This is a genomic window from Bradyrhizobium ganzhouense, from assembly GCF_049949285.1.
Lineage (GTDB): Bacteria > Pseudomonadota > Alphaproteobacteria > Rhizobiales > Xanthobacteraceae > Bradyrhizobium > Bradyrhizobium ganzhouense.
Map to the genome: position 1 here is coordinate 4,912,659 of NZ_CP181318.1, position 24,736 is coordinate 4,937,394.

At 63.8% G+C, this 24,736-nt stretch carries 20 protein-coding genes, 1 tRNA gene and 2 pseudogenes; 8 read left to right on the forward strand and 15 right to left on the reverse strand.

The genetic code is table 11. The features are described from left to right. The first annotated feature begins 9 nt into the window (after positions 1-9). The gene (gene aspT, locus ACLFLU_RS22460; protein ID WP_426407056.1) at positions 10-1,701 is read left to right on the forward strand and encodes an aspartate-alanine antiporter; all 1,692 of its coding nucleotides are present in this window, start codon (positions 10-12) and stop codon (positions 1,699-1,701) included. Position 1,702: 1 nt separating this feature from the next. Here aspT and ACLFLU_RS22465 read toward each other — a convergent pair whose 3' ends face one another. Beyond that, on the reverse strand, positions 1,703-4,456 hold the full coding sequence (locus ACLFLU_RS22465; protein ID WP_426407057.1) for a decarboxylase: 2,754 nt from the start codon (positions 4,454-4,456) through the stop codon (positions 1,703-1,705). Between the two features lie 75 nt (positions 4,457-4,531). Next, entirely contained in the window at positions 4,532-6,223 is a 1,692-nt protein-coding gene (locus ACLFLU_RS22470) for a SulP family inorganic anion transporter (protein WP_426407058.1), read from the reverse strand. Positions 6,224-6,499: 276 nt separating this feature from the next. Between ACLFLU_RS22470 and ACLFLU_RS22475 the strand changes: the two genes are divergently transcribed. Further along, entirely contained in the window at positions 6,500-7,381 is an 882-nt protein-coding gene (locus tag ACLFLU_RS22475; protein WP_426407059.1) for an alpha/beta hydrolase family protein, read from the forward strand. Positions 7,382-7,404: 23 nt separating this feature from the next. Continuing rightward, a complete protein-coding gene (locus tag ACLFLU_RS22480) occupies positions 7,405-7,977 on the forward strand; it encodes an invasion associated locus B family protein (RefSeq protein WP_426407060.1) in 573 nt (190 codons plus the stop codon). A gap of 54 nt (positions 7,978-8,031) precedes the next feature. On the opposite strand, the gene ACLFLU_RS22485 is transcribed toward ACLFLU_RS22480, so the two are convergent. Further along, on the reverse strand, positions 8,032-8,655 hold the full coding sequence (locus ACLFLU_RS22485; protein ID WP_426407061.1) for a response regulator transcription factor: 624 nt from the start codon (positions 8,653-8,655) through the stop codon (positions 8,032-8,034). A 281-nt stretch (positions 8,656-8,936) separates the two neighbouring features. Between ACLFLU_RS22485 and ACLFLU_RS22490 the strand changes: the two genes are divergently transcribed. Then, positions 8,937-9,620 carry a helix-turn-helix domain-containing protein gene (locus ACLFLU_RS22490; RefSeq protein WP_426407062.1) on the forward strand — a complete coding sequence of 228 codons (684 nt, stop codon included), beginning with the start codon at positions 8,937-8,939 and terminating at the stop codon, positions 9,618-9,620. A 177-nt stretch (positions 9,621-9,797) separates the two neighbouring features. Here the strand turns inward: ACLFLU_RS22490 and ACLFLU_RS22495 are convergent, their stop codons facing one another. The 10 genes and pseudogenes from ACLFLU_RS22495 to pncA all read right to left on the reverse strand — a co-directional run bounded on the left by ACLFLU_RS22495 (position 9,798) and on the right by pncA (position 19,528). Further along, positions 9,798-10,274, reverse strand: a complete 477-nt coding sequence (locus ACLFLU_RS22495; RefSeq protein ID WP_426407063.1) for a potassium channel family protein — start codon at positions 10,272-10,274, stop codon at positions 9,798-9,800. Positions 10,275-10,296: 22 nt separating this feature from the next. Continuing rightward, positions 10,297-11,379, reverse strand: coding sequence for an AI-2E family transporter (locus ACLFLU_RS22500; protein WP_426407064.1), 1,083 nt, complete (start codon positions 11,377-11,379; stop codon positions 10,297-10,299). 192 nt (positions 11,380-11,571) lie between these two features. Further along, positions 11,572-11,661 (reverse strand) — tRNA-Ser (locus ACLFLU_RS22505). 293 nt (positions 11,662-11,954) lie between these two features. Next, on the reverse strand, positions 11,955-12,281 hold the full coding sequence (locus tag ACLFLU_RS22510) for a hypothetical protein (RefSeq protein WP_426414045.1): 327 nt from the start codon (positions 12,279-12,281) through the stop codon (positions 11,955-11,957). A gap of 244 nt (positions 12,282-12,525) precedes the next feature. Then, positions 12,526-14,376 carry a dihydroxy-acid dehydratase gene (gene ilvD, locus ACLFLU_RS22515; protein WP_426407065.1) on the reverse strand — a complete coding sequence of 617 codons (1,851 nt, stop codon included), beginning with the start codon at positions 14,374-14,376 and terminating at the stop codon, positions 12,526-12,528. A 319-nt stretch (positions 14,377-14,695) separates the two neighbouring features. Further along, positions 14,696-15,011 (reverse strand): annotated as a pseudogene (locus ACLFLU_RS22520) (ABC transporter permease); the annotation flags it as partial. Continuing rightward, a pseudogene (locus ACLFLU_RS22525) lies at positions 15,008-15,163 on the reverse strand (ABC transporter permease); the annotation flags it as partial. The pseudogenes ACLFLU_RS22520 and ACLFLU_RS22525, both read right to left, overlap by 4 nt. Before the next feature lie 433 nt (positions 15,164-15,596). Continuing rightward, complete coding sequence (locus ACLFLU_RS22530) at positions 15,597-17,630, reverse strand: NAD(+) synthase (protein ID WP_426407066.1); 2,034 nt, start codon at positions 17,628-17,630, stop codon at positions 15,597-15,599. Between the two features lie 127 nt (positions 17,631-17,757). Then, complete coding sequence (locus ACLFLU_RS22535) at positions 17,758-18,873, reverse strand: alpha/beta fold hydrolase (protein ID WP_426414046.1); 1,116 nt, start codon at positions 18,871-18,873, stop codon at positions 17,758-17,760. Between the two features lie 16 nt (positions 18,874-18,889). Then, positions 18,890-19,528 (reverse strand): bifunctional nicotinamidase/pyrazinamidase, encoded by a 639-nt coding sequence (pncA, locus tag ACLFLU_RS22540; RefSeq protein ID WP_426407067.1) that lies wholly within the window; start codon positions 19,526-19,528, stop codon positions 18,890-18,892. Positions 19,529-19,782: 254 nt separating this feature from the next. On the opposite strand from pncA, the gene glk reads away from it, so the two are divergent. From glk to ACLFLU_RS22555, 3 genes are all read left to right on the forward strand, one after another. After that, a complete protein-coding gene (gene glk / locus ACLFLU_RS22545; protein WP_426407068.1) occupies positions 19,783-20,751 on the forward strand; it encodes a glucokinase in 969 nt (322 codons plus the stop codon). A 144-nt stretch (positions 20,752-20,895) separates the two neighbouring features. Continuing rightward, complete coding sequence (locus tag ACLFLU_RS22550; protein ID WP_426407069.1) at positions 20,896-21,099, forward strand: hypothetical protein; 204 nt, start codon at positions 20,896-20,898, stop codon at positions 21,097-21,099. Between the two features lie 146 nt (positions 21,100-21,245). Next, the gene (locus ACLFLU_RS22555; protein WP_426407070.1) at positions 21,246-21,401 is read left to right on the forward strand and encodes a hypothetical protein; all 156 of its coding nucleotides are present in this window, start codon (positions 21,246-21,248) and stop codon (positions 21,399-21,401) included. 99 nt (positions 21,402-21,500) lie between these two features. On the opposite strand, the gene ACLFLU_RS22560 is transcribed toward ACLFLU_RS22555, so the two are convergent. Both ACLFLU_RS22560 and ACLFLU_RS22565 read right to left on the reverse strand, forming a co-directional pair. Next, positions 21,501-21,878, reverse strand: a complete 378-nt coding sequence (locus ACLFLU_RS22560; protein WP_426407071.1) for a response regulator — start codon at positions 21,876-21,878, stop codon at positions 21,501-21,503. A 110-nt stretch (positions 21,879-21,988) separates the two neighbouring features. Next, entirely contained in the window at positions 21,989-22,795 is an 807-nt protein-coding gene (locus ACLFLU_RS22565; RefSeq protein ID WP_426414047.1) for a Spy/CpxP family protein refolding chaperone, read from the reverse strand. A gap of 480 nt (positions 22,796-23,275) precedes the next feature. Here ACLFLU_RS22565 and ACLFLU_RS22570 point away from each other — a divergent pair, with 480 nt between their 5' ends. Next, on the forward strand, positions 23,276-24,616 hold the full coding sequence (locus tag ACLFLU_RS22570; RefSeq protein ID WP_426407072.1) for an ABC transporter substrate-binding protein: 1,341 nt from the start codon (positions 23,276-23,278) through the stop codon (positions 24,614-24,616). The last annotated feature ends 120 nt before the right edge of the window (positions 24,617-24,736 follow it).

The window sequence follows — 24,736 nt, forward strand, 5'->3', positions numbered from 1 at the left end:
CCGCCCGCGATGTTGGCTTGGCTGGAGCAGTTTCTTGTTCGCTATCCCGAGCTCGCGCTGTTCCTCGTGATCGCCGCGGGCTACTGGATCGGAAGCTTCAGGATCGGAACGTTCAGTCTGGGCCCGGTCACCGGTGCTCTGTTCGCCGGATTGGCGGTCGGAGATTTCGCGCACGTCCCCGTCTCCAGCATGACCAAGTCCTTCCTCTTCCTGCTGTTCCTGTTTGGCGTGGGCTATCTGGTCGGCCCGCAATTCGTGCAAACGATGAAGCGCGACGGGCTGAAGCCGATGCTGCTCGCGGTCGTCGTCTGCTTGACGGGTCTTGCAACAGCCATCGCCGTTGCGAAGGTGTTGCGGCTTGATCCTGGCTTCGCCGCCGGCCTGATGTCGGGCGCACTGAGCCAAAGCGCAGCAATGGGGACTGCGACCGACGCGATCAATGGGTTGGCCATCCCCGATGCGCAGCGTGCGCTTTTCGTCTCGCACGTCGCGGTGGCGGACGCGGTCTGCTATATCTTCGGCTATGCGGGCGTCATCCTGTTCGTCACTCAGATTGCACCTGCCCTCCTGAAGATCGATCTGCGGGCGGAGGCGCTCAAGCTCGAGCAGGCATTGGGCGTCACGCGCTCCAAGCCGGGCCTGGCATCTGCCTGGCGCAAATTCGAGCTGCGCGCGTACCGGCTGGAGGAGCACTCTGCCCTCGTCGGGGTGACGGTCGCCGCCGCCGAAGCCCGCATTCCGGATCATCGGCTGTTCATCCATCGAATCCGTCGAGGCGAACGCCTTCTCGAAGCGGACCCCGGAACCGTTCTGGCTGCCGGCGACCTCGTCGCGCTGTCCGCTCCGCGGCAAGTCATCGTCGAATGGATCGGCCCGCGCGCCGAGGAAGTCGAGGACAGGGAGCTGCTCGACATTCCCCTGATCTCCGTTGATGTCATGTTGATCAATCCGAAACTCGCGGGCATGACGCTGGAAGCCGCCTCGCGGGAGAGCTGGGCTCGCGCCGTCTATCTGCGTTCGCTAAGCCGGGGCGGTCAGGAGATTCCCGTGGGAGCCGGCGTTGTCTTGCAACGCGGCGACCTGCTGCGGATCGTCGGGCCTGAGCCGATCGTGCAGACCGCCGCCAAGAGCATCGGCGCCATCGTTGCGCCGAGCACCAACATCGATTTCATCGTGTTGGGCCTTGCGATCTTCTTCGGCGGCCTCTTTGGCGTTCTCCTGAGCTTCTCTGTCGGCGGCGTCAATATCTCGCTCAGCACGAGCGTCGGCACATTGCTGGCCGGACTCCTGGTTGGGTCTCTCCGCACGCGTTACCCGCTGTTCGGACAGATTCCCGACGGCGCCATCAGCCTGATGACCTCGCTCGGGCTCGCAGCTTTCGTCGGGCTAACCGGCATCCATGCGGGGCCGATCTTCCTGACGGCCCTGCGGGAAGCCGGCATCGGCCTGCTGCTGGGAGGCATGGCCGTGACGCTGCTGCCGCAGATCGTCGGATTTTGCTTTGGCCATTTCGTATTGCGCATGAACCCGATCCTCCTGCTCGGCGGACTGACCGGATCGCAGACGGTCACGGCCGCGATGGCCGCGCTCCAGGAACGCGCCGGCAGCCCTGTCCCGGTTCTGGGCTACACGCCGGCCTACCCGGTCGCCAACATCCTGTTGACGACCTGGGGCACCCTCATAGTGGTCATCATCGCCTGAGCTAGGACGCAGCCTTCAGCTTCGGCTGCGCGCCGGGCTTCGGCCGGCCGAGCTTCGCCAGGGCTTCGGTGCGCACGAGCTTCAGCCCCTCCTTGGCGTCGTAGCCATGGATCTCCTTCACATCGAGCTTGCGCATGAAGTCGATGGTTTCCTGGGTGATGACCTGGCCCGGCACCATGATCGGGAATCCCGGCGGATACGGGATCACGAAATTGGCCGAGACGAGCTCGGGCCCGGCCTTCAGCCGCCGATCGATCTCGGGATCGTTCAGCCGGAGGTGCTCGCATCCCGCGGCGTCATAGGCCGCATAGAATCCGCTGCGGATGTCGCCTTCATTGGTCTTGGTGCCGGCATCGCCGCGGAAACTCGGATGGAAATGCGAGAAGTTCGGCAGATCAGGCACGTCCTTCATCAGGCTCTTGACCCGCGCCTCAAACGTCTGGCGCGCATTGGCGCCGCCTTGCGCCAGCCCACGGTCCACCTCGCCCGCGATCTCGGCGAGGACGCGGATGAGATGCGCGACGTCGCTGCGGGTGTTGTTGATGTTGGACTGAACCAGGACCGAATTGCGCGACGTCTTGTTGACCTGGATGTTGTACTCGTTGGCCAGAATGCCCTTGAACTGGGTGCCGTCAAAGCCGGCCGTGCCGCACACCAAGGTCATGCGGGTCGGGTCGAGACAGAACTCGTCGTCGTCCAGGCTCTTGAGCGTATTGGCCCAGTTCACGCCAGCCGCAAGATAATCGGTGAAGCCGCTCTGGCGGTATTGAGCCGGCACCATGGCGTCGGCACCGAGGACACGGAAGTATTTTGAGAGCAGCGGATTGTTGTTGACGGCCTGGCGGATCGCGAACGCGATTTCGATCGCATTGGCGACGAGGCCATAGCCCTCCAGCTCCATCTGCCGCCGCGAGATATCGAGGCTGGCGATGAGCTGCTGGTTCGGGCTGGTGGAGGCGTGCGTGAACACGGCCTCCTTGAACTGCTGCTCGACCGTGTGGAATTCGACGTCCTTGACCGACAGCATGGAGCCCTGCCGGATCGCCGACATCGACTTGTGGGTCGAGTTGGTCTGGTAGACGCGCAGGCGGATCTGGCGCGGATCGGGAATCAGCCTGGTCTTGAGCAGCACCTCGTCCGTCGGATTCTTGCCGAGCTCGGCCTGCTGCTTCTCGTAGGCCGCGATCGACTTCGGGTCGTGCATCCACGCCTCGATCTCGTTGGCGGCGCCGAGGCCAGTGCGGCGGCGCAGGAACGGGGAGAAGCGCGCGAAGCCGAACCAGGCCTCGTCCCACAGGAAGATCAGGTCGGGCTTGATGGCGAGGCATTCCTCCATCACCCGGCGGGTGTTGTAGATGTGGCCGTCGAAGGTGCAGTTGGTCAGGTCGAGCAACTTGACGCGGTCGAGCCGGCCGTCGGCCTTGGCACTAAGCAGCGCCTGCTTGATCGTCTTCAGCGGCACCGCGCCGTACATCGAATATTCCGTCATCGGGAAGGCTTCGACATAGAGCGGCTGGGCGCCGGCCAGGACCATTCCGTAATGATGCGACTTGTGGCAGTTACGATCGACGATCGCGATATCGCCCGGCGCGAGCAGCGCCTGCACCGCCATCTTGTTCGAGGTCGAGGTGCCGTTGGTGACGAAGAAGACCCGATCGGCGCCGAGCGCCCTCGCTGCCTTCTCCTGCGCCTTCTTGATGTTGCCGGTCGGCTCCAGCATGCTGTCGAGGCCGCCGGTGGTGGCGCTGCTCTCGGCCAGGAACAGGTTCGGGCCGTAGAACTCGCCCATGTCGCGGATCCAGTCGGACTTGAAGATCGACTTGCCGCGAGCAATCGGCAGCGCGTGGAACGTCCCGATCGGGCGCTGCGCGTACTTCTTGAGATTGTCGAAGAACGGCGTGTCGTAGCGATCCTGGATGCCTTCGAGGATCGACAGATGCAGCTCCAGAAGCTCTTCCACCGAATAAAAGATGCGGCGGACGACGTTGGCCTCGGGATTGCCGGCCAATTCTTCGACATCGCGGTTCGAGATCATGTAGAGATCGAGCTCGGGCCTGACCTGCTTAATGATCTGCGCGAGCCGCAGCGCGGAGACGTCGGATTCGTCCTTGAGGCCGGCCGTGGCCGTGATCGAACGGAGGACCGGCGCATCGTGCCGCGAGCGCAGGCCAAAGCCCTCGTTGATGACGACGGCCCCGAGGTTGGGATTGAGCATGGTTGCGCAGAAGGCGTCTTCGAGATTGCCGACGATGACAGGCTCATAGATGAAGCCGTCTTCCGGACGGCGCAGCTTGCGCCATTCGGCCGCGAGCGCCGGCCATTGGCCGGGCGACACGCCGGTGACGATCAAGGTTTCAAAATAGGGCCGCCGCGCCTTATGCGCACCGAAGGTAGGCGACACCAGTTCGGGTGCGTCGCCATCGCCATCGTCCTTTGTACTCCAGTCGCCGGCATGCTGGCGGAACGATCGCGTTGCCAGGGCCTGGGTGATCCGGGTCGCAAGCGACAGCGAAGCGGCCGCATCGCCTGACGAGGCTGCTTCGCGCAGGGCCGCCATCAATTGCAGGCCGGGATAGCCGTGGAATTCTTCTGTTATCGATAGATTGGCGAGCGCCTCGTCGTAAGCCCCGCGATCGCCACCGCGCGCCCACACCTTTGCAGCCTCGACGAGGTCACGCCAGTCGTCCGCCCGCGCGCCGGGACCCGAAAAGAACTGGTCGATGCGCTTCTGCGCGGGCTTTGTATCCTTGGCCATGCGTCTCTCCCGATCGTTTGGGGCGAAGGTGATGCGGGATCGTGCTTTCGGCGCCGATCGCTCCATTGATCCAAGTCAACGGTCGGGTGCATTCCGGTCACCGAGAACGCTGTCGAGCGAGCGAAGCCACTGACCGCTGTCGGTCTTCTCCCCCAGCCCCTCGGCGCGCAGGAGGTCCCGGAGTTGTGCATGCGCGCCGACAATGCAGAGGGTCACCCGGCGTGACGCGAGCTCGTCGTGGAGATCATGCAGCATGCGCGCGCCAGCAAGATCGATATAAGGCGACGCCGACAGGTCGCAGGCGACCAGATGAATGCCCGGCGAACGCCCGAGCGCAGTCAGGACCGTTTCCAAAATCGTCTCGGCATTGATGTAGAGCAGCGATGCCTCCGGGCGGAACGCGATGATTCCGGCCAGCGGCTCGACGTCCGCGTGCCGCGCGCTGTCCGAATAGCGCCCGCTGCCCGGCAAACGGCCGAGGAACGCAACATTCGGCCGCGACGCCCGCGCCAGCAGCAGGACAATCGACGCAATCGACGCCAGCAGGACACCCTGGAGGATGCCGAGCAGCAGCACGGAGATCAGGGCGATCGACGCCGCGTAGAAATCGATCCGGCTGACCTGCCACATCCGCAACAACGCACGGACATCGACCAGCTTGTAGACGGCAGCAAACACGATCGCCGCGAGCACCGCCTTCGGCAGATTGGTGAGCAACCCCGTGAAGAACAGCAGACACAGCCCGAGCGTCACGGAGCAGATGACGAGAGCTAATGGTGTTCGCGCACCGGCGCTGTCGTTGACCGCCGATTGCGACAGGCCGCCCGCAACGGGATAGCCATGGCCGAATGCGATCGCGAGGTTCGCGGCGCCCAGCCCCAGAAACTCCTGCCGGACATCGAGCGGATAGCCGTGCTTGGCGGCAAAGCTGCGGGCCGCCGAGACGCCCTCGATGTAAGCCAGCAGCACGCAACCGGCCGCGAGCGGAAACAGATCGTCGAACTCCAGCAGGCCGAAGGTCGGCATCCCCAGCGCCGGCAGCCCTTCCGGTATCTTCCCGGTAACGGGCACACCGAGGCCCGGAAAGCCGAACACTGTTGCCACCACAATCGCAAGCGCCACGATGGTGATGCCAACCGGCTTGCCCGGCAAAAGCCGGTCGCCGAGCAGCAGCAACAGCAGCGCGACCGCGCCGATCGACAGCACGAGCGGATCGAGATGGCCGAGCTGCCCGATCAGTTTGATGGCGCGGTCGAAGAAATTGTGGCCGCCGCCGGCGACGCCGAACAGGCTCGGCAACTGGCTCATGATGATGGTGAGCCCCGCGCCGGCCTTGAAGCCGACCAAAATGCTGTCGCTGACGAGGCGAACGAGCACGCTGAGCTTGAACAGCCAGGCGACGAAGCACAGCACGGCTACGCCGAACGCCGCAAGACTTGCGATCTGCGCATATTTCACCGCATCGCCCCCGGCGAGCGCGCCGACGGTCGCGGCAATCATCAACGAGATCGCCGAGGTCGGGCCGATCGCCAACTGTCGCGATGCCCCGAGCAAGGCATAGCCAATGCCGCCGAGCATGTAGCCGTAGACGCCGATCTGCGGCTGCAGTCCGGCGAGCGCTGCGTAGGCGAGCGAGACGGGAATGGCGTAGGCGGCCAGCGTGACGCCGGCAACGGCATCGGACGGCAACCATTCGCGACGATAGGCCGCGAGCCAGCCGGCGGGCGGAAAGAAGCGCGTCCAGTTCGATTCGGACGGTGAATTCATTTGACCACCTCGCGTGGCGTCGCTTCGCAGCGCGACGGGAAGACCGGCAGCGCAATCGCGTCCAGAAGATTCATGTCAGCAATATTAGCTATCGTACGCTCTTCATCAGTTGATGGGCGTCGTCGCGTCCCCGCCGGGGCTTGATCTGGATCAAGCAATCTCCCCTCGCCGCCAATCAAATCGCGGGAAAGCTATCGGCGGAGCCGCGACCACGTTCACGCGCTGGCCGATCATCGTGGCGACGGCGTTCAGGATCTGAGGGAGATCGCCGTGGGGATGCCTCTCAACACAATCGTCCGGCTTTTGACAGGCGCCCTGCTTCTAATCGCCGCCTGCACCGCGCCGGCACGCGCCGAAGATGAGGTCCGCATCCAGGAGGAGATCTGGGTCCTTCCGCTGCCGCTGCCGATGTTCGCCTATCTGGTCCGGCCGGTCGGCGACGGCCCCTTCCCGCTGGTGATCATGAACCACGGCGTTTCGCTCAATCCGACCGACCGCAGCTTCTTTCCGCTGGTCGAATTCCGCGACGCCGCCCAATGGTTCGCGAAACGCGGCTATCTGGTGGTGGCCCCGGTCGGAAGCGGCTATGGCGCCGCCGCCATTGATATCCCCGAACGGGCGATCTACGGCCCGTTCTTCTCCAAAATCGGCAAATGCATCAAGCCCAACTTCCACGATGCCGGGCTCGCGATCGCGCAAGTCGATCTCTGGATCATCGACTACATGGCCGCCGAAAAGCGCATCATTCCGAATGATGTGATCGTGGTCGGCCAGTCCGCCGGAGGCTGGGCGGCCATCGCCCTGTCGAGCGTGAACCCGCCGCCAGTGAAGGCCATCATCACTTTCGCCGCCGGCCGTGGCGGCCGCGTCGGGGGCAAGCCCAACAACAATTGCGCGCCTGATAAACTGGTCGAGGCGACCGCGGATTTCGGCCGCACCTCGCGCGTGCCGATGCTCTGGATCTACATCGAGAACGACACCTTCTTCGGCCCCGATCTATCGAAGCGCATGCGTGCCGCCTTTACGGCCGCCGGCGGCAAGGCCGAGTACCATTTGATGCCGCCATTCGGCAACGAGGGTCACTTTTTCATTGGCTCACCGGACGCGATCCCGCTCTGGTCGCCACTCGTATGCAAATTTCTCGATGCACAAAAATAGAGACCGGCCCCGGAGATACGACCATGCCCAGCGCCCGTGACTATCTCGCAGTCCTTGCCGGCGCCGCCATCGCCGCGGCCGCGGCATTGCCCGCTATCGCCGCACAGGCCGATAAGCCCGCCGAAGTCGCAACGCGCGGTCAGCGCGAGACCAAGGACATCACCTATGGCGATTGGCAAAAGCTCTGCTTCAAGCCAGGTGGCGCGCCGATGCTGTGCCGGACCTCGATCACGGGCAAATTCCCGACCGGTCAAATGGCGGTGCGCGTCGACCTGATCGAGCGCGAAGGCGCTCCGACGGCGCGGCTGCAGCTTTTCGTACCGGTCGGCATGTATCTGCAACAGCCGGCCAAGCTGAGCGTCGACCAGGGCAGCCCCGTCCGCTTTCCCTATAGCTGGTGCCTGACAAACGGGTGCATCGCCGCCGACGTCGCACCCGCGGCAATGGTCAAGCAGATGGAGTCAGGAAAGACGCTGACACTCGAGACCGTCGACTCCAACCTGCTCGCGCTGACGACATCGATACCCTTGGCCCAGTTTGCGTCGGCTCACAAGGGCGCACCAGCCAAGACGCTGGAGCAATATGTCGATGAATGAGCCGACCGTGGGTCCCTTGGGGTCCCTTGGCCACGGCGCCATATCGCGCGGCAGTTAAAGGCTGTTCGGATCGAGCATGCCAAGCCGTTCCGCGATCGAAACGAGCTCCGCGAGCGAATTTACCTGCATCTTCTCCATGACCTGGTGCCGATGCGCTTTTATCGTGCGCTCGGTCGTCCCGAGTTGATGGGCGATCTGCTTGTTGATTTTGCCGCGCACGATGAGATCGAACACCTGGCGTTCGCGCAGGGTCAGCGCTGCCAGGCAAGCGCGGAACGTATCAAGCCTGCCGCGCTGGCCGCGCGCGGCGTCCTGCCGCGCCATCGCGCGCGCAATCGCATCGAGCACCAGCTCCGAAGCGACCGGCTTGATCAGGAAATCCTCCGCTCCTGCCTTGATGGCCTGCACCGTGGTCGGCGTATCGGCGTGGCCGGTCAGGAATATGATCGGCAGCGTAGAGCCGGACGCGATCAGATGACTTTGCAAATCCGGACCGCTCAGCCCCGGCATCTGAACGTCAAGGAGGATGCATCCCGGCTGCGCGTCGTCCGGCGCCGCATCCAGCAGCTCCTGCGACGAAGCGTAGGTCGCGACCTCGTAGCCGGCGAGCTTCAGCCGGCGTTCGATCGCGGCACGAAACGAAGCGTCGTCGTCGACCACATGGACGAGGCCAGGCATGTTCCACCTTTCGCCAAGAGTGGCGAGGCAGCGCTACTGCCCCATCATTCGATAAGAAAATGATGCGCTTCGCAACGGGAAGCATGTCCCGCTCGAATCGAGCGCTTCTCAATTCGTGCAGCAAACGCATGCTCTGTCCCTAGGTACAATGAACCTTGGGACAATGGATTGAAAGACGACCTTGGTTCTAAATCAACCCCAGCGGGAGCGGGATAGCGCGGCGCTTTCCCCGCGATGAGTCATCTGACGGACCAATTCGGCGATGAGCTGAGGAGTTGGCCATGTTTGTTCGTGTCACGACAGTTTCCGCACCTCGCCCCAATTCCCTCCGTGATCTCGGCATGACCAGCGATTCAAATCCGCTCGTCAATTTAAGCGAATTTTCCTATAAAAAAGGAAGCGAAATCTACGGCGAGAAAGAGCCCGCCGAATATGTCTATCAGGTCAAGTCTGGTGCAGTGCGAAGCTACAAGCTGCTGTCGGACGGCCGCAGGCAGATCGGTGCATTTCATCTTACCGGCGACATCTTCGGCCTCGAGAACGGTGGAGAGCACCGCTTCACCGCTGAAGCAATCGTCGATACCAATGTGCGCCTCGTCAAGCGGCAAAGCCTCGAAATCGTGGCCGAGAACGATGCCATGGTCGCGAAGAACCTGCTCAGCATGACCACGAACAATCTCCAGCATGCGGAAGACCACATGCTGCTGCTCGGCCGCAAGACCTCGCTGGAACGGGTCGCGGCCTTCCTGCTCGAGATGGACAAGCGGTTGACGGCGGCCGGCGTGATCGCCCTGCCGATGTCCCGGCGCGATATCGCCGATTATCTTGGACTGACGCTGGAGACCGTCTCCCGCGCACTGTCGCGGCTGCATGAGCTCGGCATTCTCGGCTTCATCGGCAATACCCAGCGCCAGATCGTGCTCCTGGATCGGCAGCAGCTCGCGAGCCTCGACCTGACGTCTTGAGCTGGCCGGCCATCGTCGGCGTGGCACAAACTGCACATCACACCGGCCCCGTCCGGTGTTACCGTCAACTCATGTCGAATGAGGTTGCATTCAAGGTCGCGGTCATTGCGTTCGGGGCGCTGCCGGTGGCGCTCACGGCCATGTTCCTTTTCTTGGGCTAAACCAGTCTTTCTTGGGCTAAACCAGTCTTCGTCGAACGCCGTTCGTCCGCTCAGGATCATTTGTCACCTCGGTCATTCCGAGGTGATCGAGTGTCTTGCGCAGAACCTCAAACAGGATCGCGGCCGACCAGCCGAACAACAGGACGCCGTTCATCGCAGTCAGCGGGCCGATGAGCCGCCATTCCCGCACCGGCGTGATATCGCCGTAGCCGAGCGTGGTGTAGTTGACGAAGGCGAAATAGAGCAGACCGCTGTCCGATGCCGCGGCCTGAACAACGCCATACGCCCCTGCCCACACCAGGACCTCCAGCGTATGCGCGATCTGCAGCACCGCTGCCGTTGCGATCATCACGCCCATCAGGTGCAGCCGCGGCCGCTTGGTTGGCCGCAGACCAGCCGTGCGAGCAATCGAGACGGCGACGATGGTCACCAGCGCGTGGATACCGATAGTGATCGCGCTGACCAGTGTGCCAACGAGAAACTGCAGCAGCATGAGAACCGGCCAGCTTTCTTTGCTATTTCGGGCGACTGCCTCGCGCATCCTGGTCGACACGGATCCAGGCGGCCGCCAATTCCCAGGCGACCGATAGAATGATCGGCCCGATGAAGAGGCCGATGATCCCATGCGCAAGCGTGCCGCCGATCACCCCGATCAGGATCACCAGCGTCGGCGTGGTCAGGCCACGTCCCATCACCAGTGGTTTCAGGATATTGTCGAGAATACCGACGACGCCGAGGAAGATCGTCAGGAGCAGTGCCGTGAGCACGTCCTTGTCCATCCAGATCCAGATGAGCACGGGAATGAAGACGATGGCCGCGCCGATCTGCACGATCGACAGCAACAGGACGATAATTGCAAGCAAGCCTGCGCTCGGAATGCCGGCGAGCTTCAGCCCGATGCCGGCCAACAGCGCCTGGATGATCGCGACGCCGATCACGCCCTGCGACACCGCCCGAATGGTCGCACCCGCCAGTCCGACAAAATGCTCGCTCTGTTCCGGCACGATGCGAAACAGGAAGCCACGAACCGCAGCAACGAGCTGCGGCCCGTACGGAAACAGGAAGCCGGCGACGACGACGGACAGCAGGAACTGGAGGGTGCCGACGCCAGCGCTGCCGGCGAAGGACAGCATTACGCCTGCAAACGGCTTCAGATAGGGCGCCACCTCGCGCAGCAGGGCGCGAATATTCGTGTAGGCCAGATTCCAGAGATCGTAGAGCTGGGGACCGATCAGCGGCCAGCTCTTGATCTGCTCGGGGGCCGCCTGGAGCGCGAGATCACCGCTGCTGATCTGGCTCGCGAGGTCCCTGATACCTTCCACGGCGCTCAATCCGAGCCATGTCGCCGGACCGATGACAATGCCGAGCGTGACCAGGGTGAGAATGGCCGCGGCGGTCCGCGGGCGTCCCCCGAGACGCTTGGCGAGCCAACTAAAGGCCGGATAGAACGCGACCGCAAGCACCGCGCTCCAGGTCAGGATCGGCACGAAAGGCTGAATGATCAGGAAGGCCCACACGATCAACAGCCCGAGCAATCCGAGCCGTATCAGGAGCTGGACCACCCCCTCGGTGGAGAGAAGCTGGCGAAGAGTCTTCAAGGCCGCGCCTTGGTTTGCGTGAACGATGTCCTCTCGAAGAGAGGCCGGCGTCACGCAGCAGACTTGACCCAGATCAAGCCGGACGCCGGGGAATTCCGTGCCCGACGAACCGGCGCGGAGGAAATCCAAGCCTGACCGCCCGGCACGAATGGAGCTGATCCAGCTGTATGGTATTGTATTTGTTTAATAATTTGGCGGAAGGGGTGGGATTCGAACCCACGGTACCCTTGCGGGCACGCCGGTTTTCAAGACCGGTGCCTTAAACCACTCGGCCACCCTTCCTAGTCCGGAATGGCTGTCGCTTAACGTAGTCGGCCGCGCAAGGCAACGCGAAGTTGGACGTCGCCCACCCTTCCCCTTCGCGGGAACGGTATCTGTCAGGCGCGCGTCAGTTTGATCCTCTAGCCTCGGTCAGGACTGGCGACTCCACCCAGGGCGTTGCCGGTCGCGAGGCCCGGTTGGATTCGCCTCCATTTCCGGGCCTCGCAAGGCTTCGCCCGCAAAAGAAAACGCGGCGCCCTTTTGGGGGCGCCGCGCGAAGTCTATTTGTTGCGTTCGTCTTTTGTTGCGTTGGCTCAGTAGCCGCAATTCCCGCAGCTCGGCGCCACCGGCGCATAGTAGGAATAGCCCGGCGAAACCATCTCGACGCGTTGGCGCGTGGCGTATTGCGGCGGGATGCGCTCGTACTGGACACTAGGCGGCGCCACCATCACGGTCTGCGGCACCATCACGGTGCGGTACTGCGCTGGCGTGCGATGCGCGACGGTCGCACCTGGCGACACCATCACGTTCTCCTCGACGGTGCGGTATTGCGGCGCGACGTATTGCTGCTGATAGCAGGTCGTGCACGGCTGCGGCGGCGCGTAGCAATTATAGCAGCCGGCAGAGGCTGCGGTCGTCATGGCAAGTGCAGTGACGGCCGTGGAGAAAACGACAGCAAGAGTACGAGACATTATGGTGGTGCCCCAGTTGCCCGAAATGGATTTGCGAAGGTCGATGCCAGTATACGCCGCAAAGTTCATTTCTGCCGAAGTTCGTCGGGGCATCCTTAATGCGAACGGCCGGCTTTCGCCGGCCATTCAGAACTTGTTGACCATGCGCGTTGCGTAACCGCGAGGTTCGCGATCACGCCTGCGCAAAGTCAATCTACTTCGAGCGCCGCTTCACTTCGCGCACGGCACCGCGCGCAGCACTGGTGGTGAGCGCAGCGTAGGCCTGGAGCGCAGTCGAGACGTTGCGCTTGCGCGCTGCAGGCTGCCAGGCGGCATCGCCCTTTGCCTCCTCCGCGGCACGGCGGCTAGCGAGCTCCTCGTCGGAGACCTCGAGGTTGATGCTGCGGTTCGGAATGTCGATCGCGATGCGGTCGCCGGTGCGGACGAGACCGATGTTGCCGCCTTCGGCCGCTTCCGGCGAGAGATGGCCGATCGACAGGCCCGAAGAGCCGCCGGAGAAGCGTCCATCGGTGACGAGCGCGCAAGCCTTGCCGAGGCCCATCGATTTCAGATAGCTCGTCGGATACAGCATCTCCTGCATGCCGGGGCCGCCGCGCGGGCCTTCGTAGATGATGACCACGATCTCGCCGGCCGTGACCTTGCCGCCCAGAATGCCTTCGACCGCCGCGTCCTGGCTTTCGAACACGCGCGCGGGGCCTTCGAATTTCAGGATCGAGGCATCGACGCCCGCGGTCTTCACGATGCAGCCGTCCTGCGCGAGATTGCCGTAGAGCACGGCGAGGCCTCCGTCCTTGCTGAAGGCGTGCTCGAGGTTGCGCACGACGCCCTTCTCGCGATCGGTATCGAGCTCGTCGTAGCGGCGCTCCTGGCTGAAGGCGACCTGGGTCGGGATGCCGCCGGGCGAGGCGCGGAAAAAGGTGCGGACCGCTTCGCTCTTGGAGCGCTTGACGTCCCAGCGCTCCAGCGCGTCGTTCATGGTCGGCGCATGCACGGTCGGGACCGAGGTGTCGATCAGGCCGGCGCGGTCGAGCTCGCCAAGAATGCCCATGATGCCGCCGGCGCGGTGCACGTCCTCGACATGCACGTCGGCGACTGACGGCGCGACCTTGCACAGCACGGGCACGCGGCGCGACAGGCGGTCGATGTCTTGCATCGTGAATTCGACCTGCCCCTCATGGGCGGCGGCCAGCAGATGCAGCACGGTGTTGGTCGAGCCGCCCATCGCGATGTCGAGCGTCATCGCGTTCTCGAACGCCTTGAAGTTCGCGACGTTACGCGGCAGCACGCTGGCGTCGTCCTGCTCATAATAGCGGCGAACGAGATCGACGATGGTGTGGCCAGCCTCGACGAACAGGCGCTTGCGGTCGGCGTGGGTTGCCACCACCGTGCCGTTGCCGGGCAGCGCGAGACCCAGTGCCTCGGTCAGGCAGTTCATCGAGTTGGCGGTGAACATGCCCGAGCAGGAGCCGCAGGTCGGGCACGCCGAGCGCTCGATCACCTTGACGTCCTCGTCGCTGACCTTGGAGTCGGCCGCCGCCACCATGGCGTCGATGAGGTCAACGGCCTTGGTCTTGCCCTGCAGCTTGACCTTGCCGGCCTCCATCGGCCCGCCCGAGACGAACACGGCGGGGATGTTGAGCCGCAGCGCGGCCATCAGCATGCCGGGCGTGATCTTGTCGCAGTTGGAGATGCAGACGAGGCCATCGGCGCAGTGGGCGTTGGCCATGTACTCGACGCTGTCGGCGATCAGCTCGCGCGACGGCAGGCTGTAGAGCATGCCGTCATGGCCCATGGCGATGCCGTCATCGACCGCGATGGTGTTGAACTCCTTGGCGACGCCGCCGGCCTGCTCGATCTCGCGGGCGACGAGCTGGCCGAGGTCCTTGAGGTGGACATGGCCGGGCACGAACTGGGTGAAGGAGTTGACGACCGCGATGATCGGCTTGCCGAAATCGCCGTCCTTCATGCCCGTCGCGCGCCAGAGGCCGCGGGCGCCCGCCATGTTGCGGCCGTGGGTGGTGGTGCGGGAGCGATAGGCTGGCATGGCGGTTTCCGTCCTCGGGTTTGACTGCCTGAGCGGGAAAATATGGAGCCGCCTCAGGCCTTTCCGGCCGGATAGCGCACGGGGTCGGCTGGCGCAACGGGAACTTGGCCCGGACCGGGCCGGATTGGCCTATCGCAGGCCTCCCCTGCTCCCGGCGCGGGCTCTTCGTAGCCCGGATGGAGCGAAGCGCAATCCGGGACCGGTCTCACCCCGATGCACCTGCCCCGGATTTCGCTTCGCTCCATCCGGGCTACAAGGGCCCTTACTGCAGCGTCGGATCGAGCCGGTCGCGCAGCCAGTCGCCGATCACGGAGACGGCCAGCATGGTGCCGCCGACAGCCGAGATCGCGGTCGCGCCGAAGGCGATCAGCAGCGAGATGCGGATCGAGACGAGCAGCCGCGACAGCACGTCACGGCCGAGCTCGTCGGTGCCGAGCCAGTGCGCGACGTTGCCGGGCGCGGAGAGCCGGTTGCGCAGATCGAGCTGGGTGAAGCCGTAGGGCGCGATCTTCTCGGCGAAGGCCGCGATCACCAGCATCGAGACGATCCAGATGATTGCGAGCGCGACCGAAACCGAGATCGCGGGAAGGCTGATACGGCGGCGAACAGCGGTCCTTCAGCGTCGCATCGGTCATGCGTGGGCCCCTTTGGCGCGCAGCCGCGGATCGAGGAAGCCATAGAGGAAATCGACGACGAGATTGGACGTGAGCTTGGTCAGCGTGACCAGCAGCAGGATGTATTGCACGACGGTGAGGTCGCGGTCGGCGACCGCAACGACGAGCAGGCGCCGCGCGTCTGATCCGAATGGCGAAATAGCGCCCCATCACGCCGCGTCCCGCGTCTCGGCCCGAAGCCCGGTCACGAGATGGTCGCGCACTTGCATCGATTTCGGGCAGAAGCGAACGCAACGTGTGCAGGCGCATGCATGCGCGCGCGAAATCAAGCGCGCTCGAGTCCGTAGTGATCCGGAATGGAATCCTATTCAGATGTCGCGTACATCGCGGGACATCGATCGGCGGCCTTCCAAGGGCATCACCTTCTGATCGCGCACCACGGGGTTGGGGGATCACATGGGGCGGGGGGATCAAAGGCTGGGGCAAGGTTACGAGGTCCGGACTCCTAGGCACTCCGGGCCTCGTACTTTCTAAATCGAACGCAACGTCGCGCCGCCGGCTGTAAGAGCCGTGCGGCGCGAAGTCGTTTTGGACGGCCCTCTTCGCTTACTTCGGCACGTTCCGCTCGAGATCCTCAAGCCACGCCGCCGCGCTCGAATCCGAGGGTGCACGCCAGTCGCCGCGCGGCGACAGCGAGCCGCCGGCCGAGACCTTCGGCCCGTTCGGCATCGCCGAGCGCTTGAACTGGCTGAAGGCGAAGAAGCGGCGCAGGAACACTTCAAGCCAGCGCCGAATTTCCGGGAGATCATACGCCCTGCGCTTGTCCGCCGGAAACGCCGGCGGCCATTCGCCGTTGGCGACATCCTTCCAGGCCTGAAACGCCATGAAGGCGATCTTGGACGGCCGCATCCCGAAGCGCAGCGTGTAGAACAGGTTGAAATCCTGGAGCTCGTAGGGCCCGACGGAGGCTTCCGTGCTCTGCGGCTTCTCGCCCGGCTTGACCGGAACCAGCTCCGGCGAGATTTCGGCCGACAGGATCGAGGCGAGCGTCCCGTTCACATCGCCGCTGAATTGTTTCGAGGCGATCACCCAGCGGATCAGATGCTGGATCAGCGTCTTCGGTACGCCGGCGTTGACATTGTAATGCGCCATCTGGTCGCCGACGCCGTAGGTGCACCAGCCGAGCGCGAGCTCCGAGAGGTCACCGGTGCCGATGACGATGCCGCCATGGTGGTTGGCGAGCCGGAACAGGTAGTCCGTACGCAGGCCGGCCTGCACGTTCTCGAAGGTGACGTCGTAGACCTTCTCGCCCTTGCCGAAGGGATGGCCGATGTCTTTGAGCATCTGCGTGGCCGTGGTGCGGATGTCGAGTTCCTGCCAAGTCGTCTGCAATGCCTTCATCAGCGCCAGCGCATTGGTCTTGCTCTCGCTGCCGGTGGCAAAGCCCGGCATGGTGTAGGCCAAAATATTGTCGCGCGGCAGGCCGAGCAGGTCGACGGCCTTGGCGGCGACAATCAGCGCATGGGTGGAATCGAGACCGCCGGACACGCCGATCACGACATGTTTGGTGCCGGTCGCGCGCATGCGCTGCACGAGGCCTGCGACCTGGATGTTGTAGGCCTCGTAGCAATCCTGCTCGAGCAGGCTTTCATCGCTCGGCACGAACGGGAAGCGCTCGACCTTGCGCAGGAAGCCGACGTCGGTCGCCGGCGGCTTCAGGGTAAAGCTGACCTTGCGGAAACGACCCTCGCGCTGCCGGCGGTTGTCGTCGAACGTGCCCATCAGCGCGCGCTCCTGCCTGAGCAGGTCGAGGTCGACGTCGGCGAGCGTGATCTGGCCGTCCTGACGGAACCGCTCGCCCTCGGCCAGCAGAACGCCGTTCTCGTAGATCGAGGTTTGGCCATCCCAGGCGAGATCGGTCGTGGATTCCCCTGCCCCCGCGGCGGAATAGACATAGGCCGCAAGGCAGCGCGCCGAGGTCGATTGGCACAACAACGCGCGGGAGCGCGCCCGGCCGATCGTGATCGGACTGCCCGACAAATTGATCAGCACGCTCGCACCGGCGAGCGCCAGCTCGGAGGCCGGCGTCACCGGGATCCACATGTCCTCGCAGATCTCAACGCCGATGGTGAGGCCGGGGACGTCCTCGGCCGCAAACAGCAGGTCGGTCCCGAATGGCGCATGGAGCTTGCCGATCGCGATGGCCTCGCCGGCGATACCGGCGCCGGAGGCGAAATGGCGGCCCTCGTAGAATTCGCGATAGGTCGGCAGATAGCTCTTGGGCACGACGCCCAAAATGCTGCCGCGGTGAATGACGACGGCACAATTGTAGATGCGATTGCCGAACCGTAACGGCGCGCCGACGATCAGCACGGTCATCAGCGCCGCGGAGGCCTCGACGATCGACACAAGCCCGCGCTCGACCGCGTCGAGCAGCGGATCCTGCTTGACGAGATCCTCGATCGCATAGCCGGACAGGCACAGCTCGGGAAACACGGCCACCGCGACCGATTGCGCGTCGCAATCTTTCGCCGCCGCCATGACCGCCTTCGCATTGGCCGCGGGATCAGCCACATGGGAGGTGGTGACGCAGGCTGCAACGCGCGCAAACCCGTGGGCGTAGATCGAGTGGAAGCTCATCGCGCAAAGAACCCTTAAATCTTGTCGCACCGGCCGTCGCCGGCTCTGGACTCTATTTAGCCCATCGCCATGGCCCCGTGCAGGCCATCCGGCATCATGCATAACGGATTTGCAGCTTCGCCTGATGTCAGGCGCTGCGCGCGAGCACGCCAGAGAGGTCGTTGCGCAGCCATTCTGCGATCCGGGGCCAGGCATGGGCGTGAGTCCGCGCGCCCATGAACAGACCGAGATGGTTGCTGGGCTCGGAGCTTGCTGCAACGAAAGCCGGGGGCGTACCGATGAGGCTGACGGTGGCGAGCGCCTGCGTGACCGGCACGACATCGTCGTCGAGCCCGGCCAGCAGGAAGACGGGCGACTTGACGTCCTTCAGGTCGATCGCGCGGCCGAGTGCCGTGAAATGGCCCGACGCGATGCGGTTCTCTCGAAAAATCCAGTTGACGATCTGGAGATAATAGGTGCCCGGCAGGTCGAGCGTCTCGGTGTTCCAGCGGTCGAAGCGCGCGAGCAGGGCCGCGCCCTCCTCGTCCGAGAGGTCTTTCTGCAACGCCGCCGCGATGTCGTCACGGTCAGGCCGCTTCGACCAGACCTGCAGCATCTCCTCGCCGCTGACATTGCCGCCGCCGCGCGCGACGAGCTGCTCGTAGACGATCTCGGGCGCGTTGCGGGCGAGTTGCGACAGCCTGGACTCGATCGAGAGGTCGACCGGCGCACCTGCTAGCACCAGCCGCCGCACCTTGGCCGGAAACCGCGCCGCAAAGAGCAGCGACAGCCAGCCGCCCTGGCATAGCCCGACCAGATCGACCGGCGAGCCGATCTCGTCGATGGCGACGTTGAGATCGCCGAGATAGCTGTCGATCGAGAGATAGCGCATGTCCGGCGAGGCCGAGCGCCAGTCGGTGAGATAGACCCGGTCGACGCCACCCTGTTGCAGCGACTGCACCACGCTGTGGCCGGGTGCGAAATCGGCAATCAGGGCCCGATGTAGAGCATAGGGCGCGCAGACCAGGGCCGGCTGGCCGGTTCGCGTCCGCGAACAATCGCGCAGCCGCATGGTGGCGAGCTCCAGCGCCACGGTGCCGGGCGTGGTCCAGGGAAGGTCGCCCTCGCCCTGCTCCGCCGGGCCGCGCTCCAACCACCAGAAGCAGGCGTCCATGGCGAGCCGAGCCGCCGCAAACGGCCACAGCATGGGGTCGTCGGGACCACGCCCCGCTTCGCCGGGCTGTTGACCGCTCTTCCGCGCCACCATTACCGCATGATCCTCACAAAAACGCCTCCAGGCTGACGACGGAGATGCCGCGCTCCCTGAAGCTAAGATGGGTCGCTGCGACCGAGCCGTCGAGGTCGATGCCGCGGCAGGCGTCCTCGATCACGGCGACCTCAAACCCCGCCTTGCGCGCATCCTCCGCGGAAAAGCGGACGCAAAAATCGAGCGCCAGGCCGGCGACGAAAACCGTCTTCAGCTTGCGCTCCCGCAGATAGCCGAGCAAACCGGTCGGCGTCTTGTGGTCGTTCTCGAACAGCGCCGAATAGGAATCGATCCCGCGGCGGAAACCCTTGCGCACCACAAGGTTCGCGCGGGTCACCTCGAGCTCCCGATGGAATTCGGCGCCGGCCGTGCCCTGGACGCAATGCGTCGGCCAGAGCACCTGGGTGCCGTAGTCGAGCTCGATGGTCTGGAACGGCTGGCGGCCCGGATGGTTCGGCGCAAAGGAGACGTGATTGCCCGGATGCCAGTCCTGCGTCAGCACCATATTGGCGAATTTTTGGGCGATCCGGTTGATGGCGGGGACGACCTTCTCTCCGCCGGGAACGGCGAGCGCCCCGCCCGTGCAGAAATCGTTCTGCACGTCGATCACCAGCAGCACGTCGCGGTCGGTTATCTTCATCGCAGGCCCCATTTCGTCCGTCCGGCGCAATCGGCGCCGGAGCTGTCATCAATGTCGATCTTCCGACGCTGCTTCGCAACCTCCGACACCCTGCAACGATGTCGCGCGAACGGAGGCCGATCCCCTCCTGGATGCAACGCTTTGGCCTCGTCCGTGTTGACTAGCTGTACCCGAGGGCGGAATCTCTGATATCCGCGGCATGCGGATCGCGAAGGAGTGGAGGAAAAGGTTCCCAAAGCCTGCAAGGCTACGGCAACCAAATGGTCATGAGTATCGGCAAGACAGGTAATATTCTTCTCGCCGATATCGGCGGCACCAATGCGCGCTTCGCGCTGAGCAATGGCGAGCAGATCGGCACGATCGACTTTGTGAAAGTCGCCGACCATCCGACGGTCCGCGAAGCCATCACCGACGTGCTGCGGCGGGCCGACGGTAAGAAGCCGGTCAGGGCCGTCCTCGCCGTCGCCGGTCCCGTCACCAACAATCGCTGCGTGATGACCAACAGCCCCTGGGTGATCGACGGCAACGAGCTCCAGCCGGCGCTCGGCTTCGACAGCGTCCACGTGCTCAATGATTTCGAGGTGGTGGCCTGGTCCTTGCCCGCCTTGCAGCCGGCCGACCTGTTTCCGCTCGGCGGACAGGACGGTATGCCCGGGGAGCCGCTGCTGGTGGTCGGCCCGGGAACGGGTTTCGGCGTCTCCTGCCTGGTCGAGCGCCACGGCTCCCGGCTGGCCGTCGTCACGGAGGCCGGCCACGCTACGCTGCCGGCGGAGAACGAGCGCGAGGAGCGCGTGATCGCCGCCATGCGCCGGCGCTTCGGCCATGTCTCCATCGAGCGCGGCGCCCTTTCCGGCTCCGGGCTGCAATCCCTCTACGAGGCATTGGCCGAGGTCGATGAAGCCCAGGTGCCGCAACGCGATGCGGCAGCGATCACCAAGGCGGCGCTGGACGGGACTTGCGAGCTCAGCCGCGCGACGCTGGAGATGTTTTGCGCCATCCTCGGCTCGGTTGCCGGCAACCTCGCGGTCACCTTCGGCGCCAGAGGCGGCGTCTACATTGCCGGCGGAATCGTGCCGCGCTTTCCGGAATTCCTTTCGGCTTCAGCATTTCGCGCGCGTTTCGAAGCCAAGGGGCGCTTCCAGGACTATTTGCGCAACATCCCAACCCGCCTCGTCATGAAGCCCGATGCAAGCTTCGTCGGCCTGAAGACGTTCGCCGACCACAACCTGGATTGAGGCGCGCCCGCTCTCGCACCTTCCGGCAAGTAATTCACAGCTGATTGCAGCGCACGCGCGGTTCCACGTAGGATCGCACTTGCCCCTCTGTTTCGAATGGGAAACAATTCGCGCCTGTGTGTGGCGTGGGTGCGGGGGCGTGACATGCGTAAGCAGGATGTGAGCTTCGACTATCATCGCTATCACCGGCTGCTGACCGAGGCAGACGATGACGACAAGCGCATGGCGTTGATCGATCTGCTGATCGAGGAGAAGGCCCGGGACCGATTGGCCGCCCAGCGCGCCTCGGACCGCGCGGCCATGACAGCCCATACCATCGCCACAGTGCTGAAGGCCGGCCGCAACTAAGGCTTGCGGGACCACCTGTCGTTCGGTCGTGAGTCCGCGATTGATTGCGATTCCGTTAAGGATCTCTCGCAAGCCTATGTCAAACTCTTTGCTCTAAGAGTTCCCTCACCTGATGCAATTCAGGATCAACACAGGGGGGAATGAACATGAGCATGATTTCGCTCGCCGAAATGCCGGCTGCCATCCAGACCCGGTCGACCGACTATTCTTTTAAAGCCATTATCATCTTCTGCGGCCTGGGGCTCATCGCCTCGTTCAGCCTGATGGCACACGGCGTCGACCTCAGCTCCGGCCTGATGTGAGACACGACGACTCTTCCGTCCCAAATGGCCGCCCCTGTCGGGCGGCCATTTTCGTCGACGATGTCTCGATAGTTGACAATGTCAGTGTGGCGCCTTGGATCAGTGCGATGCTTTGGCCGGCGCATCCGGAAACAGCGAGTCGATCATGATCTTGAGCTGGTCGAGCGCAATCGGCTTGCGAAGAATCGGCCGACGCCGGAGCAAGGACGGCAGCAATTCCGGCCCATAGCCCGTCGCGAACAAAAACGGCTTGCCGCGGCGCTCGATCAGATCGGCGACCGGATCGACGTAAACGCCCATCAGGTTGATGTCGAGGATCGCGAAATCGTACTGCGCGGTCATCGCAAAGGCGCTCGCATCGCGCACATTGTCCGCTTCCGCGACGACATGGTGGCCAAGCTCCTCCACCATGTCAGCCATCATCAGCCGGATCAACGCCTCGTCTTCGACCAGGAAAACGGAGAGCCCGTCCGCCATATCAACCTCGCAGCCACCTTGCGAAGCTAAGCATACCCCATTTGCGAGAAGGATTCACGAATTCGTGGCCTTTAAATTCCACGAATGCATGCAATCCAACTCAAGCTTGATCAATCCAGGCCACGCTCATGGCTGAGGCGAACCATCTCCTGGATGAACACCTGCTTCTGCTTGTCATCGAGGCTCGAGAACAACGGTTCGGCGGCGTCGGCGACGTTGCGCTGGTCGGCGGCCCGGTCGATCAGGAATTGCGACTCGTTACGCATCTGCTCGATGATGTCGTCCGGCGGATCCCGCTTGGCGCGTTCGATCCGCAGATTGAGCCGCTCTGCGCCATTATGCCCGAGATAGTGCATCGCGCTGGAGAAACCGAACCAGTGCTTCTCCTGATCGGGCGTAAGGTTCAGCTCGGTCTTGATCCGCTCGATATAGGAATCGCTGTTGGAGACAATCTGATCGGCGGTCAGCTGCGGCGTGCCGGGCTGGGTCAGGACCGTAACGTCCTTATTCTCCGTGCTGTCCGCGGGCGCGTTCTTGGCTTCCTTGGTCGCCTTGGCCCCCTTGGCGCCTTTGGCGGTCTTGGCATCCTTGTCCTTGGCGCCGCCCGGCTGCTTGGAGTCCTTGCCGGCATCCTTGGATGCATCCTTGTTCGCATCCTTGGCAGCCGGCGCCTGGCCATTATTGTTGTTGACGCCGAGCACACCGGTAAAGACGCCGACCACGCCGCCGATGGCGCCGCCGAGAACGCCACCGACGGGCCCCGCCGCCTTGTTACCGGCCGCAGCGCCGTCCTGAACGCCCTTGACCAAACCTTGTGCATTCGCAACCGCGGCCGCGCCGATCAGTACTGTCACAACGGACCCGAGCGCGAGCCATCGTCGCAGGCGAAGCCGCACAGGCGGCGCCGGGGTGATCATCTGGGTCTTCATCTCGATCTGCTTGCCCTCTAGGAAGCGGCAGGCCTCCTGCCGGTTGCAACTCTATCGTTTTCGCGACGCCGAGGTCTAGGCGCGGACCATCGCTGTCCCCGTTTGACAGGCCTTGGCGCAAGCGGTCATGCAGGCTTATTCGGAACTGCGGCGTAATTGCGCACGGATCGTCTCCAGCCGTCGCACGAAGTGTGCGTCGCAATAAGAGCAGCCGCAGCTCATGCTCGCGGCGCACGCCTCGGTCTCCCCCTACACAACGTTAGTTCTAGACGGCGAGGCATTCGGATTTCTCGACAGACGCAATCAATCATGATCTGATCGCGCTACCAATTTGCCGTATCCCACGCGTGATTTGCCGCCGGAGATGACGGCGCCAAAAAGAAACGTCCAACAACAAAATCAAAAACAAACTCGGAAAAGTCAGAGGAAACGACAGAACAATAAAACACACCAAGGCGAGGAAACGAGATGTCACGCAAGACACTGACGCGACGTCAATTTGTGGCTGCCACTGCGATGTCCTCCACGGCGCTGATCGCGGCGCCCTATGTCCGAGGCGCTTACGCCGCCGGCCAACTCTCGATCGGCTTCTGGGACCACTGGGTGCCCAACGCCAACGATGCCTCCACCGCGCTCGTCAAGGAATGGGCCGAGAAGGAGAAGGTCGAGGTTTCGATCGACTACATCACCAGCAACAACAAGAAGATTGAGCTGACCGCGGCAGCCGAAGCGCAGGCCAAGTCCGGTCATGACATTCTTCAGATGCCGAGCTGGTGGCCACACGCTTATTCCGAGGACCTCGAGCCGCTCAACGACGTTATGGAGCCGCTCATCAAGCAGAACGGCGAGGTGAACGGCACCGTCAAATATCTGGGACAGTTGGACGGCAAATGGCTTGCAGTACCGGCAACGCCGGGAAGCCAGATCAAGGGCCCCTGCTCTCGCATCGATCTCATGAAGAAATACGCAGGCATCGACGTCCAGGAGATGTATCCGGCCGGCAGCCCGCCGAAAGATGACAACTGGACGTTGGAGACATTCCTGAAAGCGGCGGAAGCCTGTCAGAAGGCGGGCTTCCCCTTCGGCATCGGTCTTGGCGAGACCACAGACAGCGTCGACACGGCGGGTGCAATCTTCCAGTCGTTCGGTGCCGAACTCGTCAACGCCAAGGGCGACGTCACCGTCAAGACCGACGCGGTCCGGCAGGCACTCGAATTCTACAAGAAGCTGATCGCCGTGTTGCCGGCCGATGCGCCGTCCTGGGATGACGCCTCCAACAACAAATGGCTGATCTCGGGCCGCGGCGCGATGATCATGAACCCGCCGAGCGCCTGGGCCGTCGCCAAGCGCGATGCGCCGCAGGTTGCCGAGCAATGCTGGACTCATGGCTTCCCGGCCGGGCCGAAGGGCCGCTTCGCGCCGTTCCTGCCCTATTTCTGGGGCGTGTGGAGCTTTGGGAAGAACAAGGAGGCGGCCAAGAGCCTGCTGATCCATCTGTCCTCGCCCGCGGCGATTGAAAAGTTCGTCGTGGCGAGCGGCGGATATGATCTCCCGGCCTACGCGAACATGACGAAGTTCAAGACCTGGGCCGAGGAAGGGCCGCCGAAGGGCACGCTGTTCCACTATCCGGACCCCTACCATCGTCAGACCCTGTCGATCGCCGCGTCGCCGGCGCCGCCGAAGATCGCCCAGCAGATCTACTTCCAGGCGACGCTGACCAAGATGGCGCTGCGCTTTGCGCAGGGCGAGAAGATGGACACGGCGCTCGCCTGGGCCGAGGGCGAGTGCGAGGGCTTCATGCGGACCTGAGCCGGGTGTGTGCCATGGCGGTTCGCGCCTTCGGGCGCGAGCCGCCAAGGCGCGCTCCCATTCCGTCCGCATGTCCACGAAGCCGACCGGTCGCCGGCTTCACAACTAAACCTTTCGTCA